Annotated in this window: 9 protein-coding genes; 8 read left to right on the forward strand and 1 reads right to left on the reverse strand. The window is 52.4% G+C overall.

The features are described from left to right. The first annotated feature begins 18 nt into the window (after positions 1-18). Positions 19-1,161 (forward strand): protein YghO, encoded by a 1,143-nt coding sequence (gene yghO, locus FEK50_RS08500; protein WP_171021407.1) that lies wholly within the window; start codon positions 19-21, stop codon positions 1,159-1,161. Positions 1,162-1,167: 6 nt separating this feature from the next. Here the strand turns inward: yghO and glcC are convergent, their stop codons facing one another. Then, positions 1,168-1,932, reverse strand: coding sequence for a transcriptional regulator GlcC (glcC, locus tag FEK50_RS08505; RefSeq protein ID WP_130208005.1), 765 nt, complete (start codon positions 1,930-1,932; stop codon positions 1,168-1,170). A gap of 250 nt (positions 1,933-2,182) precedes the next feature. On the opposite strand from glcC, the gene glcD reads away from it, so the two are divergent. From glcD to sslE, 7 genes are all read left to right on the forward strand, one after another. After that, positions 2,183-3,682 (forward strand): glycolate oxidase subunit GlcD, encoded by a 1,500-nt coding sequence (gene glcD, locus FEK50_RS08510; protein WP_125097517.1) that lies wholly within the window; start codon positions 2,183-2,185, stop codon positions 3,680-3,682. Next, a complete protein-coding gene (gene glcE / locus FEK50_RS08515) occupies positions 3,682-4,734 on the forward strand; it encodes a glycolate oxidase subunit GlcE (protein ID WP_131162500.1) in 1,053 nt (350 codons plus the stop codon). Before glcD ends, glcE begins: the two co-directional genes overlap by 1 nt. A gap of 10 nt (positions 4,735-4,744) precedes the next feature. Then, on the forward strand, positions 4,745-5,968 hold the full coding sequence (gene glcF / locus FEK50_RS08520) for a glycolate oxidase subunit GlcF (protein ID WP_131162499.1): 1,224 nt from the start codon (positions 4,745-4,747) through the stop codon (positions 5,966-5,968). 4 nt (positions 5,969-5,972) lie between these two features. Beyond that, positions 5,973-6,377, forward strand: coding sequence for a GlcG family protein (locus FEK50_RS08525; RefSeq protein WP_000853256.1), 405 nt, complete (start codon positions 5,973-5,975; stop codon positions 6,375-6,377). A gap of 21 nt (positions 6,378-6,398) precedes the next feature. Then, positions 6,399-8,570: a malate synthase G gene (gene glcB / locus FEK50_RS08530; RefSeq protein WP_131162498.1), complete on the forward strand. Its 2,172-nt coding sequence runs from the start codon at positions 6,399-6,401 to the stop codon at positions 8,568-8,570. A gap of 355 nt (positions 8,571-8,925) precedes the next feature. Next, positions 8,926-10,608, forward strand: coding sequence for a glycolate permease GlcA (gene glcA, locus FEK50_RS08535; protein WP_106991688.1), 1,683 nt, complete (start codon positions 8,926-8,928; stop codon positions 10,606-10,608). A gap of 495 nt (positions 10,609-11,103) precedes the next feature. After that, on the forward strand, positions 11,104-15,651 hold the full coding sequence (gene sslE, locus FEK50_RS08540) for a lipoprotein metalloprotease SslE (protein ID WP_131162497.1): 4,548 nt from the start codon (positions 11,104-11,106) through the stop codon (positions 15,649-15,651). The last annotated feature ends 79 nt before the right edge of the window (positions 15,652-15,730 follow it).

The following is a 15,730-nucleotide window of genomic DNA, read 5'->3' on the forward strand; positions in this document are numbered from 1 at the left end:
TTTGTTATCCACGTAAATATGGAATGCGATCTGCTGATGATTAAAATTGAAAAAGTAATAAATAAAAACGACTTAAAAGCATTTATCGCTTTTCCGTCGTCACTTTATCTCGATGATCCAAACTGGATCCCTCCTTTATGCATTGAACGCAGTGAGCATTTGTCACAAAAGAATCCGGGAACGGACCATATCATCTGGCAGGCATGGGTGGCGAAAAAAGAGGGGCAGGTAGTAGGGCGCATTACCGCGCAAATCGATACCTTGCACCGCGAGCGTTACGGCGAGGATACCGGTCATTTCGGCATGATTGACGCCATTGATGATTTGCAGGTTTTTAAAGCTTTATTTGGCGCAGCGGAAGCATGGCTGAAGTCACAAGGTGCACGCAACATCACCGGGCCTTTTAGCCTGAATATCAATCAGGAAAGCGGATTACTGATTGAAGGTTTTGACACACCACCCTGTGCGATGATGCCGCACGGTAAACCGTGGTATGCCGCGCATATTGAACAACTGGGTTATCACAAAGGTATTGATTTACTGGCGTGGTGGATGCAGCGAACCGATCTCACTTTCTCTCCGGCGCTAAAAAAACTGATGGATCAGGTGCGCAAAAAGGTGACCATTCGCTGCATCAATCGTCAGCGGTTTGCCGAAGAGATGCAGATCCTGCGTGAGATTTTCAACTCCGGCTGGCAGCACAACTGGGGATTTGTGCCGTTTACCGAACATGAATTTGCGACCATGGGCGATCAACTTAAGTATCTGGTGCCGGACGATATGATCTACATCGCCGAGATTGATTCTGCACCCTGCGCGTTTATTGTCGGCTTACCGAACATCAACGAGGCGATTGCCGATCTGAACGGATCGCTCTTTCCCTTCGGCTGGGCAAAATTGCTGTGGCGCTTGAAAGTCAGCGGTGTGCGGACCGCGCGAGTGCCGCTAATGGGGGTTCGCGACGAGTATCAGTTCAGCCGCATCGGCCCGGTGATTGCTCTGTTATTGATTGAAGCCTTACATGATCCGTTTGCTCGCCGGAAGATCGATGCGCTGGAAATGTCATGGATCCTCGAAACCAATACAGGCATGAATAACATGCTGGAACGCATTGGGGCGGAGCCGTACAAGCGTTACCGCTTGTATGAAAAGCAGATTTAACTCCAGCTAACTCTGGTTCATTTCCAGCGGCACCGCCGAACGAATCAAATGGTGGCCTTCCAGTTCGATATCGTGGAGATTCTTTTTCACGGTCATCACATGATCGCGGGCGGCGCGCTGGGCGACATGCGGGAGTCGCTGCAACACCGCGTTATAGATCCGCGCATGCTGGCGATCGATCTGCTTTTTTTGCTGTGGTCGATGGTAGAGATTATTCACGCTGGCAAACACCGAATTAAACATTAGATCGGTCAATGATTGCAGCGTAAACACCAGCACCTGATTGTGGGAAGCCTGACAAATGGCGAGATGGAAAGCGTGATCCAGCTGTGCATGTTCGATCAGCGAAAGCTCTTTGTTGTGCTCACTGGCAGCGAGCATTTTTTCATAACAGCGGGTTATCAAAACAAAATCAGCCTGGGTTCCCAGCGTAGCCGCCAACCTTGCCGATTCGCCCTCCAGCAATGCGCGAACGTCAAGCAGATCGTACAGCGTTCGCGGCTGCGTGCTGAACAGATGAATTAGCGGGCTGGTGTCCTGGACCCGATTAAGCCGCGCGACCCGAGAATCGCGACCCTGCGCTGTTTCAATAATCCCGCGCCCGCGCAGCACGGTCAGCCCTTCACGCAGTGCGGAACGCGAGAAGCCGAGCTTTTCGCACAGCCGACGCTCCGAGGGAAGCGGCTGACCGACCTTCAGTACGCCGTCGATAATTAACCGTTCGATACTCTCAGCAACTACTTCGCAAATAGGGCGACGTTCATCTTTCATTCCCGGACCTCGTGCACAGGTAGGACCAATTTTTCTGTTCTTAACTCGCGAAACACGTACATCACGTAAGTGATTATGTTACATCAATTTAACATTAAGTTAACCAACGCGAAGTCACAGAGATGGAAAAAAAATGGTCTGACCGGTAGCTAAAGAGATAGACGAAAACGAAAACCCCGCTTAATAACTGTTCACAGAAGCAGCGCGCAAAAATCAGCTGCCACACAACACAACAAAGCGAACCCTACTCATGAGCATCTTGTACGAAGAGCGTCTTGATGGCGCTTTACCCGATGTCGACCGCACATCGGTACTGATGGCACTGCGTGAGCATGTCCCTGGACTGGAGATCCTGCATACCGATGAGGAGATCACTCCTTACGAATGTGACGGGTTGAGCGCGTATCGCACGCGTCCATTACTGGTTGTTCTGCCTAAGCAGATGGAACAGGTGACGGCGATTCTGGCCGTTTGCCACCGCCTGCGTGTGCCGGTGGTGACCCGTGGCGCAGGCACCGGGCTTTCTGGCGGCGCGCTGCCGCTGGAAAAAGGTGTGTTGTTGGTGATGGCGCGCTTTAAAGAGATCCTCGACATTAACCCCGTCGGGCGCCGTGCGCGCGTGCAGCCGGGCGTGCGTAACCTGGCGATCTCCCAGGCCGTAGCACCGCATAATCTCTATTATGCACCGGACCCTTCCTCGCAAATCGCCTGTTCGATTGGCGGCAACGTGGCGGAAAACGCGGGGGGCGTCCACTGCCTGAAATATGGTCTGACCGTACATAACCTGCTGAAAATTGAAGTGCAAACGCTGGACGGCGAGGCGCTGACGCTGGGATCGGACGCGCTGGATTCGCCTGGTTTTGACCTGCTGGCGCTGTTCACCGGATCGGAAGGTATGCTCGGCGTGACCACCGAAGTGACGGTAAAACTGCTGCCGAAGCCGCCCGTGGCACGGGTTCTGTTAGCAAGCTTTGACTCGGTAGAAAAAGCCGGACTTGCGGTTGGTGACATCATCGCCAATGGCATTATCCCCGGCGGGCTGGAGATGATGGATAACCTGTCGATCCGCGCGGCAGAAGATTTTATTCATGCCGGTTATCCCGTCGACGCCGAAGCGATTTTGTTATGCGAGCTGGACGGCGTGGAGTCTGACGTACAGGAAGACTGCGAGCGAGTTAACGACATCTTACTGAAAGCGGGCGCGACTGACGTCCGTCTGGCACAGGATGAAGCAGAGCGCGTACGTTTCTGGGCTGGCCGCAAGAACGCTTTTCCGGCGGTGGGGCGCATCTCTCCCGATTACTACTGCATGGACGGCACCATCCCACGCCGCGCGCTACCTGGCGTACTGGAAGGCATTGCCCGTTTATCGCAGCAATATGATTTACGCGTCGCCAACGTCTTTCATGCCGGAGACGGCAACATGCACCCGTTAATCCTTTTCGATGCCAACGAACCCGGTGAATTTGCCCGCGCGGAAGAGCTGGGCGGGAAGATCCTCGAACTCTGCGTTGAAGTTGGAGGCAGCATCAGTGGGGAACACGGTATCGGGCGCGAAAAAATCAATCAAATGTGCGCCCAGTTCAACAGCGATGAAATCACGACCTTCCATGCAGTCAAGGCGGCGTTTGATCCCGATGGTTTGCTGAACCCAGGAAAAAACATCCCCACGCTACACCGCTGTGCTGAATTTGGTGCCATGCACGTGCATCACGGTCATTTACCTTTCCCTGAACTGGAGCGTTTCTGATGCTACGCGAGTGTGATTACAGCCAGGCGCTGCTGGAGCAGGTGAATCAGGCGATTAGTAATAAAACGCCGCTGGTGATTCAGGGAAGCAATAGCAAAGCCTTTTTAGGCCGTCCTGTCACCGGGCAAACGCTGGATGTGCGTTGTCATCGCGGCATTGTTAATTACGACCCGACCGAGTTGGTGATAACCGCGCGTGCCGGAACGCCGCTGGTGGCGATTGAAGCGGCGCTGGAAAGCGCGGGGCAAATGCTCCCCTGCGAGCCGCCGCATTATGGTGAAGAAGCCACCTGGGGCGGGATGGTCGCCTGCGGGCTGGCGGGGCCGCGTCGCCCGTGGAGCGGTTCGGTCCGCGATTTTGTCCTCGGCACGCGCATCATTACCGGCACAGGAAAACATCTGCGTTTTGGCGGCGAAGTGATGAAAAACGTTGCCGGATACGATCTCTCGCGATTAATGGCCGGAAGCTACGGTTGTCTTGGCGTGCTCACTGAAATCTCAATGAAAGTGTTACCGCGACCGCGCGCCACCCTGAGCCTGCGTCGGGAAATCAGCCTGCAAGAAGCCATGAGTGAAATCGCCCAGTGGCAACTTCAGCCGCTACCCATTAGTGGCTTATGTTACTTCGACAACGCGTTGTGGATCCGCCTTGAAGGCGGTGAAGGATCGGTGAAAGCGGCACGTGAACTGCTGGGGGGCGAAGAGGTTGCGGGTCAGTTCTGGCAGCAATTGCGTGAACAACAACTGCCGTTCCTCTCGTTACCAGGTACCTTATGGCGCATTTCATTACCCACTGATGCGCCGATGATGGATTTACCCGGCGAACAACTGATCGACTGGGGCGGCGCGTTACGCTGGCTGAAATCGACAGCCGATGACAATCAAATCCATCGCATCGCCCGCAACGCTGGCGGTCATGCAACCCGCTTTAGTGCCGGAGATGGCGGCTTTGCCCCGCTACCGGCTCCTTTATTCCGCTATCACCAGCAGCTTAAACAGCAGCTCGATCCTTGCGGCGTGTTTAACCCCGGTCGCATGTACGCGGAACTTTAAGGAGCAGGCTATGCAAACCCGGTTAACCGAAGAGATGCGGCAGAACGCGCGAGCGCAGGAAGCCGACAGCATCCTGCGCGCCTGTGTTCACTGCGGATTTTGTACCGCAACCTGCCCAACTTATCAGCTATTGGGCGATGAACTGGACGGGCCGCGCGGGCGCATCTATCTGATTAAACAGGTGCTGGAAGGCAACGAAGTTACGCTTAAAACACAGGAGCATCTCGATCGCTGTCTCACTTGCCGCAATTGTGAAACCACCTGTCCTTCTGGTGTGCGCTATCACAATTTGCTGGACATCGGGCGTGATATTGTCGAGCAGAAAGTGAAACGCCCACTGCCGGAGCGAATGCTGCGCGAAGGGCTGCGTCAGGTGGTGCCGCGTCCGGCGGTCTTTCGCGCATTGACGCAGGTAGGGCTGGTGCTGCGACCGTTTTTGCCAGAACAGATAAGAGCAAAATTACCCGCTGAAACGGTGAAAGCCAAACCGCGTCCACCGCTGCGTCATAAGCGCCGGGTTTTAATGCTGGAAGGTTGCGCCCAGCCTACACTTTCGCCCAACACTAACGCGGCAACCGCGCGGGTGCTGGATCGTCTGGGGATCAGCGTCATGCCAGCTAACGAAGCAGGCTGTTGTGGCGCGGTGGACTATCATCTTAATGCGCAAGAGAAAGGGTTAGCGCGGGCGCGAAATAACATTGATGCCTGGTGGCCCGCGCTTGAAGCAGGTGCCGAGGCAATTTTGCAAACCGCCAGCGGCTGCGGCGCGTTCGTTAAAGAGTATGGGCAGATGCTGAAAAACGATGCGTTGTATGCCGATAAAGCGCGTCAGGTCAGTGAGCTGGCGGTCGATTTAGTCGAACTTCTGCGCGAGGAACCGCTGGAAAAACTGGCAATTCGCGGCGATAAAAAACTGGCCTTCCACTGCCCGTGTACCCTGCAACATGCGCAAAAGCTCAATGGCGAAGTGGAAAAAGTGTTACTTCGTCTTGGATTTACCTTAACCGATGTTCCCGACAGCCATCTGTGCTGCGGGTCGGCGGGAACATATGCGTTAACGCATCCCGATCTGGCGCGCCAGCTGCGGGATAACAAAATGAATGCGCTGGAAAGCGGCAAACCGGAAATGATCGTCACCGCCAACATTGGTTGCCAGACGCATCTGGCGAGCGCCGGTCGAACCTCTGTGCGTCACTGGATTGAAATTGTAGAACAAGCCATTGAAAAGGAATAACAAAATGAAAACTAAAGTCATTCTTAGCCAGCAAATGGCGAGTGCAATTATTGCCGCAGGTCAGGAAGAAGCGCAGAAAAATAACTGGTCTGTTTCCATTGCTGTTGCCGATGACGGCGGTCATCTGCTGGCGTTAAGTCGCATGGACGATTGCGCGCCGATAGCGGCCTACATCTCTCAGGAGAAAGCGCGTACTGCCGCGCTGGGGCGTCGCGAAACTAAGGGCTATGAAGAGATGGTGAACAACGGACGTACCGCGTTCGTGACTGCGCCGTTACTGACGTCGCTGGAAGGTGGCGTACCGGTTGTTGTTGATGGACAAATTATTGGTGCCGTGGGCGTTTCTGGTTTAACCGGAGCACAGGATGCGCAGGTCGCGAAAGCGGCAGCAGCGGTGTTGGCGAAATAAGCGAAAACGAGGAGATAAACAATGAGTCAAACCATAACCCAGGGCCGTTTACGCATTGACGCCAATTTTAAACGTTTTGTGGATGAAGAAGTTTTACCGGGAACAGGGCTGGACGCTGCGGCGTTCTGGCGCAATTTTGATGAGATCGTTCACGATCTGGCGCCAGAAAATCGTCAATTACTGGCAGAACGCGATCGCATTCAGGCAGCGCTGGACGAATGGCATCGCAGCAATCCGGGGCCGGTAAAAGACAAAGCGGCTTATAAATCTTTCCTGCGTGAACTGGGCTATCTCGTGCCGCAGCCGGACCACGTTACGGTGGAAACCACGGGCATCGATAGCGAAATCACCAGTCAGGCGGGGCCACAACTGGTGGTTCCGGCGATGAACGCCCGCTACGCGCTGAACGCGGCAAACGCTCGCTGGGGGTCACTGTATGACGCGCTATACGGCAGCGACATCATCCCGCAGGAAGGGGCGATGGTCAGCGGCTACGATCCGCAGCGCGGTGAGCAGGTTATCGCCTGGGTTCGGCATTTCCTCGATGAATCACTACCGCTGGAAAACGGCAGCTATCAGGATGTCGTGGCGTTTAAGGTGGTCGACAAACAATTACGTATCCAGTTGAAAAATGGTAAAGAAACCACGTTACGTACTCCGGCACAGTTTGTCGGTTACCGTGGCAATGCCGCTGCGCCGACCTGCATTTTGCTGAAAAATAACGGCCTGCATATTGAGCTGCAAATCGATGTCAACGGGCGGATTGGCAAAGACGATCCGGCGCACATCAACGACGTTATCGTTGAAGCCGCCATCAGTACCATTCTCGACTGTGAAGATTCAGTCGCTGCGGTTGATGCGGAAGATAAAATCCTGCTGTACCGCAATCTGCTGGGCCTGATGCAGGGGACTCTGCAAGAGAAAATGGAGAAAAACGGTCGGCAAATCGTGCGTAAACTGAATGACGATCGTCAGTACACCGCCGCCGATGGCTCTGAAATTTCTCTGCACGGACGCTCGTTGCTGTTTATCCGTAACGTAGGTCATTTGATGACCATTCCCGTAATTTGGGACAGCGAAGGCAATGAAATTCCGGAAGGTATTCTTGATGGCGTCATGACTGGCGCGATTGCCCTCTATGATTTAAAAGTGCAGAAAAACTCGCGCACTGGCAGCGTCTATATTGTGAAGCCGAAAATGCACGGTCCGCAGGAAGTGGCGTTCGCCAACAAACTGTTTACCCGCGTTGAGGCAATGCTCGGTATGGCACCGAATACCCTGAAAATGGGCATTATGGATGAAGAACGCCGGACCTCGCTGAACTTGCGTAGCTGTATCGCTCAGGCGCGCAACCGCGTGGCGTTCATCAATACCGGTTTCCTCGACCGTACTGGCGATGAGATGCATTCGGTGATGGAAGCTGGCCCGATGCTGCGTAAAAACCAGATGAAATCGACGCCGTGGATCAAAGCCTACGAGCGCAATAACGTGCTTTCCGGTCTGTTCTGTGGGCTGCGTGGCAAAGCGCAAATCGGCAAAGGCATGTGGGCAATGCCGGACCTGATGGCAGACATGTACAGCCAGAAGGGCGACCAGTTACGTGCCGGGGCAAACACGGCCTGGGTTCCGTCGCCAACTGCCGCTACGCTCCATGCGCTGCACTACCACCAAACCAACGTGCAGAGCGTGCAAGCCAACATTGCTCAGACCGAGTTCAATGCTGAATTTGAACCGCTGCTGGACGATCTGCTGACCATTCCGGTTGCTGAAAATGCTAACTGGTCGGCGCAAGAGATCCAACAAGAGCTGGATAACAACGTGCAGGGAATTCTGGGCTACGTGGTGCGTTGGGTAGAGCAGGGGATTGGTTGTTCAAAAGTGCCGGATATTCACAACGTGGCGCTGATGGAAGACCGTGCAACGCTGCGCATCTCCAGCCAGCATATTGCCAACTGGTTACGTCACGGCATCCTGACCAAAGAGCAGGTGCAGGCGTCGCTGGAGAACATGGCGAAGGTGGTTGATCAGCAAAACGCTGGCGATCCGGCTTATCGTCCGATGGCGGGGAATTTCGCTAACTCGTGTGCTTTTAAAGCCGCCAGCGATTTGATCTTCCTCGGCGTGAAACAGCCAAACGGTTATACCGAACCGTTATTACACGCCTGGCGTTTACGCGAAAAAGAAAGTCATTAATAGCGTCAAAAAAAGCCCCGGCAAGTTTTATTGTCGGGGCTATTATAGTAACTGCGGTAGTACATTTATCCCGGAAATAACCGGAGCGATTATCAGGGTTTAACAAAATTAAATACCCGCAGCGCATTACTAGCGGGCCTAAAACAACAATATGGACATCTTAACGATACTCTGCACCTGCGTGTGCGGAACAGAAACCCTTACCCGATATACTTGTTATGCCAGAGGTAGCAATTGCGTTAGCAGCGTACTGTTGCTGTAAAGTATAACGCCTATATTTTACAGTTCAGTCCTCTTTTGCTTATTACAACCTTAATCATATCAAGCATATAAAGATAATAAGAGACTGAACAATATGGTTACCTGGACCCAAATGTATATGCCGATGGGAGGACTGGGGCTATCCGCTCTGGTTGCCCTGATCCCAATAATATTCTTCTTCGTTGCACTTGCGGTATTACGTCTGAAAGGGCATGTCGCTGGAGCAATAACCCTTATATTATCTATCCTGATTGCGATATTCGCCTTTAAAATGCCGATTGATATGGCATTTGCTGCTGCGGGCTATGGCTTTATTTATGGTTTATGGCCTATTGCCTGGATTATTGTCGCGGCGGTTTTCCTGTATAAATTAACCGTTGCTAGCGGTCAGTTCGATATTATCCGCAGCTCAGTTATCTCCATCACCGACGATCAGCGTTTGCAGGTGTTACTGATTGGTTTCTCCTTTGGCGCGCTGTTAGAAGGTGCCGCGGGCTTTGGCGCGCCAGTGGCGATTACTGGCGCACTGTTGGTGGGGCTGGGCTTCAAACCGCTATACGCAGCGGGGCTATGTCTGATAGCCAACACTGCGCCGGTGGCGTTTGGTGCGTTGGGCGTGCCAATTCTGGTCGCAGGTCAGGTGACCGGAATCGATCCGTTCCACATTGGTGCAATGGCGGGACGTCAGTTGCCGTTCCTGTCGGTACTGGTGCCGTTCTGGCTGGTGGCGATGATGGACGGCTGGAAAGGGGTGAAAGAGACGTGGCCAGCGGCGCTGGTTGCGGGTGGTAGCTTTGCGGTTACCCAGTTCTTTACTTCTAACTACATTGGTCCTGAGCTGCCGGATATTACTTCGGCGCTGGTGAGTATCGTCTCACTCTCTTTATTCCTTAAAGTCTGGCGACCGAAAAATACCGAAACGGCAATCAGCATGGGGCAATCCGCAGGTGCGATGGTGGTGAATAAACCGTCTTCTGGCGGCCCGGTACCGTCAGAATATAGTCTGGGGCAAATCATTCGCGCGTGGTCACCGTTTTTAATCTTAACGGTACTGGTCACCATCTGGACCATGAAACCGTTTAAAGCGTTATTTGCTCCGGGCGGCGCGTTTTATTCGCTGGTGATTAATTTCCAGATCCCTCATTTGCATCAACAAGTCTTGAAAGCGGCCCCCATTGTCGCCCAGCCGACGCCAATGGACGCGGTGTTTAAATTCGACCCGCTCTCTGCTGGCGGCACCGCTATTTTTATTGCAGCGATTATCTCTATCTTCATCCTCGGCGTGGGGATCAAGAAAGGTATTGGCGTCTTTGCAGAAACGCTAATTAGCCTGAAGTGGCCGATACTGTCGATTGGCATGGTGCTGGCATTTGCCTTCGTGACCAACTATTCCGGTATGTCTACCACGCTGGCGCTGGTACTGGCGGGTACTGGTGTGATGTTCCCGTTCTTTTCGCCATTCCTCGGCTGGCTGGGGGTATTCCTTACCGGCTCGGACACCTCCTCGAACGCTCTGTTTGGTTCACTACAATCAACCACGGCGCAGCAAATCAACGTCTCTGACACTCTGCTGGTGGCAGCAAATACCAGCGGCGGCGTAACTGGCAAGATGATCTCCCCACAATCTATCGCCGTGGCCTGCGCCGCGACGGGCATGGTGGGCCGAGAATCTGAACTGTTCCGCTACACCGTGAAGCACAGTCTGATTTTTGCCAGCGTTATCGGCATTATCACCCTGCTGCAGGCATATGTGTTTACCGGAATGTTAGTTTCGTAAGTCAATAATGCCGGATGATCGTCAATATCATCCGGCTTCTTTCTACTCACGTTTCATTATCCTGACTAAATAATTGTAAAATAATTTCGTTGTTTATTATCCATGCATAAATAATATTTCGTGTTCAGATAACTCGCTAAATAATTAAGGGAGTGAGAATAGCTATTTTTTTGTCACGCAAAACAAGTCTGTATTAATTGTGTTCGCTTGATGAGCAAACACCGTGCTATCTGTTGCTTTTGCAATCGCAATCGTTAAAACTATCAACAACTTGGGATAGTTACATTGTGAATAATTGTTACTTTTTTGTTTGTTGAATCATTTTATAAATACCCCGTCTGACATCGAATAGGGGATATTCTTATAAATTTCACCTGTTTCGTTATCAATAATGCAGTTTTCTTAAGAATGGAGGAAGTTACTAGAGAAGGTAAAACATAAAACTATTTCCCCAGTTACGAATTTTTTAACTATATTTTGTCACTTGCGTTATTAATGAATAAGAAATTTAAATATAAAAAATCGCTTTTAGCGGCTATTTTAAGCGCAACCTTATTAACCGGTTGTGATGGCGGCGGTTCAGGTTCTTCCTCCGATACTCCGCCTGTAGATTCTGGAACCGGGTCTTTGCCGGAAGTGAAACCCGACCCAACGCCAACCCCGGAGCCGACGCCGGAGCCTGAACCTACTCCGGACCCGACACCTGAGCCAGAGCCAACGCCAGAACCGGAGCCAGAACCTGTTCCTACGAAAACAGGTTATCTGACCCTGGGCGGAAGCCAGCGGGTAATCGGTGCTAAATGTAATGGTGAATCCAGCGACGGCTTTACTTTTACACCTGGCGAGAACGTTACTTGCGTGGCGGGTAACACGACAATTGCCACCTTCAACACTCAGTCAGAATCTGCGCGTAGCTTGCGTGCGGTTGAAAAAGTGTCGTTTAGCCTTGAGGATGCGCAAGAACTGGCGGGGTCTGATGACAAGAAAAGCAATGCGCTCTCGCTGGTAACCTCCATGAACAGTTGTCCGGCGGATACAGAACAGGTTTGCCTGACGTTCTCCTCGGTGATCGAGAGTAAACGCTTCGACTCGCTGTATAAGCAAATCGATCTGGCACCGGAAGAGTTCAAAAAGCTGGTCAATGAAGAGGTGGAAAACAATGCCGCGACTGATAAAGCGCCATCCACTCATACTTCACCGGTTGTGCCAGTCACCACACCGGGAACAAAACCGGATCTGAACGCTTCCTTCGTGTCGGCTAACGCGGAACAGTTTTATCAGTATCAACCTACGGAAATCATTCTCTCCGAAGGCCGACTGGTAGATAGCCAGGGGAATGGCGTTGTTGGCGTCAACTACTACACCAATTCAGGGCGTGGTGTAACCGGAGAAAACGGCGAGTTTTCCTTTAGCTGGGGGGAAACCATCTCCTTTGGCATCGACACCTTTGAACTTGGCTCAGTGCGCGGTAACAAGTCGACTATTGCACTGACGGAACTGGGCGATGAAGTTCGCGGGGCAAATATCGATCAGCTGATCCACCGCTATTCGAAAGCCGGGCAAAATAATACCCGTGTTGTTCCGGACGATGTACGCAAGGTCTTTGCCGAATATCCCAACGTGATCAACGAGATTATCAATCTCTCGTTGTCCAATGGCGCGACGCTGGATGAAGGCGATCAAAACGTTGTGCTGCCAAACGAATTTATCGAGCAGTTTAAGACGGGTCAGGCCAAAGAGATCGATACCGCGATTTGTGCGAAAACCGACGGCTGTAACGAGGCTCGCTGGTTCTCGCTGACGACGCGCAATGTTAACGAAGGTCAGATTCAGGGCGTTATCAACAAGCTGTGGGGCGTGGATCAGAGCTACAAATCTGTCAGCAAGTTCCATGTTTTCCATGACTCCACCAACTTCTATGGCAGCACCGGTAATGCGCGCGGTCAGGCGGTGGTAAATATCTCCAACGCGGCATTCCCGATTCTGATGGCGCGTAATGATAAAAACTACTGGCTGGCCTTCGGCGAAAAACGCGCCTGGGATAAAAATGAGCTGGCGTACATTACTGAAGCGCCTTCTATTGTGCGCCCGGAGAACGTGACACGCGAAACTGCCACCTTCAACCTGCCGTTTATCTCGCTGGGGCAAGTCGGTGAGGGCAAACTGATGGTTATCGGTAACCCACACTACAACAGCATTTTGCGTTGCCCGAACGGTTACAGCTGGGAAGGCGGTGTTGATAAAAGCGGTCAGTGTATGCGTAACAGTGATTCAAATGACATGAAGCACTTTATGCAGAACGTGTTGCGCTATCTGTCCGATGATAAATGGACGCCGGACGCGAAAGCCAGCATGACCGTGGGTACTAACCTGGATACTGTCTATTTCAAACGTCATGGTCAGGTTACAGGAAACAGTGCTGAGTTCGGCTTCCATCCGGATTTCGCGGGTATCTCCGTTGAGCATTTAAGTAGCTATGGCGATCTCGATCCGCAGAAAATGCCGCTGCTGATCCTTAACGGCTTTGAGTATGTGACTCAGGTGGGGGGCGATCCCTATGCAGTGCCTCTGCGTGCAGATACCAGCAAACCGAAGCTGAGCCAGCAGGATGTGACCGATCTGATCGCCTATCTGAACAAAGGTGGCTCGGTGCTGATCATGGAAAACGTGATGAGCAATCTTAAGGAAGAGAGCGCGTCTGGCTTTGTGCGTCTGCTGGATGCCGCGGGTCTGTCAATGGCACTGAACAAGTCGGTGGTGAATAACGATCCTCAGGGGTATCCGGATCGCGTACGCCAACAGCGCGAAAAAGGTATCTGGGTATATGAACGTTATCCGTTTGTCGATGGAAAACCGCCGTATACCATTGATGAAACAACGAAAGAAGTTATCTGGAAATACCAGCAAGACAACAAGCCTGATGACAAGCCGAAACTGGAAGTGGCCAGCTGGCTGGAAGATGTCGATGGCAAACAGGTCAAACGTTATGCCTTTATTGATGAGGCGGAATACACAACAAAAGAATCTCTGGATGCTGCGAAGAAGAAAATTCTGGAAAAATTCAAGGGATTAGAGGAGTGTAAGGACTCGACATATCACTACGAAATCAACTGTCTGGAATACCGTCCTGGCACGAACGTTCCGGTAACGGGTGGCATGTATGTTCCGCAGTATACGCAACTGAATCTTGACGCCGACACTGCGAAAGCAATGGTGCAGGCGGCGGATTTAGGCACCAACATTCAACGTCTGTACCAGCATGAGCTCTACTTCCGTACCAATGGTCGCAAAGGTGAGCGTCTGAGCAGCGTCGATCTGGAACGTCTGTACCAGAACATGTCGGTCTGGCTGTGGAATGAAATTGAATACAGCTATGACAGCGGCAAGGATGACGAGCTGGGCTTTAAAACGTTCACCGAGTTCCTGAACTGCTACGCCAACAATGCCTATACTGGCGGCACGCAGTGCTCCGCAGAGCTGAAACAATCGCTTGTCGATAACAAGATGATCTACGGTGAAAGTAGCGGCAAAGCGGGCATGATGAACCCGAGCTATCCGCTCAACTATATGGAAAAACCGCTGACGCGCCTGATGCTGGGGCGTTCCTGGTGGGATCTGAACATCAAAGTTGATGTCGAGAAGTATCCGGGAGCGGTATCGGCAGAAGGTGAGAAGGTTACTGAAACCATCAGCCTGTACTCGAATCCGACCAAATGGTTTGCAGGTAACATGCAGTCTACTGGCCTGTGGGCTCCGGCTCAGAAAGAGGTCACTATTGAGTCTAAGGCGAACGTTCCTGTGACTGTCACCGTGGCGCTGGCTGACGACCTGACCGGACGTGAGAAGCATGAAGTTGCTCTGAACCGTCCGCCAAAAGTGACGAAAACCTATGAGCTGAAAGCCAATGGTGAGGTGAAGTTTACGGTTCCTTACGGTGGTCTGATTTATATCAAGGGTAACAGCCCAACGAATGAGTCAGCCAACTTCACCTTTACTGGCGTGGTAAAAGCACCGTTCTATAAAGACGGTAAATGGAAAAACGATCTGAAATCCCCTGCGCCGCTGGGCGAGCTGGAGTCTGCGTCGTTCGTGTATACCACGCCGAAGAAGAACCTTGAGGCCAGCAATTTCACGGATGGCGTAGAACAATTCGCTAAGGAACTGGATACCTTTGCCAGCTCGATGAATGACTTCTACGGTCGTGATGGCGAAAGCGGTAAGCACCGGATGTTTACCTATAAAAACTTGACGGGTCATAAACATCGTTTCGCCAACGATGTGCAGATCTCCATTGGTGATGCGCACTCTGGTTATCCGGTAATGAACAGCAGCTTCTCGACGAACAGCACCACGCTGCCGACGACGCCGCTGAACGACTGGCTGATCTGGCATGAAGTAGGGCATAACGCCGCAGAAACACCCCTGACTGTACCGGGCGCAACTGAAGTGGCGAACAACGTGCTGGCGCTGTACATGCAGGATCGCTATCTCGGCAAGATGAACCGTGTCGCTGAAGATATTACCGTCGCGCCGGAATATCTGGACGAGAGCAACGGTCAGGCATGGGCGCGCGGCGGTGCGGGTGACCGTCTGCTGATGTACGCGCAGCTGAAGGAATGGGCAGAGAAAAACTTTGATATCAAACAGTGGTATCCAGAAGGTGACCTGCCTAAGTTCTACAGCGATCGTGAAGGGATGAAAGGCTGGAACCTGTTCCAGTTGATGCACCGTAAAGCACGCGGCGATGATGTTGGCAAAACCAAGTTTGGCGAAAGAAATTACTGTGCCGAATCCAACGGTAACGCTGCCGACAAGCTGATGCTGTGTGCATCCTGGGTCGCTCAGACGGATCTTTCGGAGTTCTTTAAGCAATGGAATCCGGGCGCGAATGCTTACCAGTTGCCGGGAGCGAGCGAGATGAACTTCGAGGGCGGTGTGAGCCAGTCGGCTTACAAGACGCTGGCGTCGCTTGATCTGCCGAAACCGCAGCAAGGGCCGGAAACCATTAACAAGGTTACCGAGCATAAGATGTCTGCCGAGTAAGCCTGTATGCCGGATAAGGCGTTCACGCCGCATCCGGCATGAAATAAGGCGCACCGGGTTAACACATTTGCCCGATGCG

Origin of the sequence: Escherichia sp. E2586 (assembly GCF_005781105.1) — a bacterium.
Classification (GTDB): domain Bacteria; phylum Pseudomonadota; class Gammaproteobacteria; order Enterobacterales; family Enterobacteriaceae; genus Escherichia.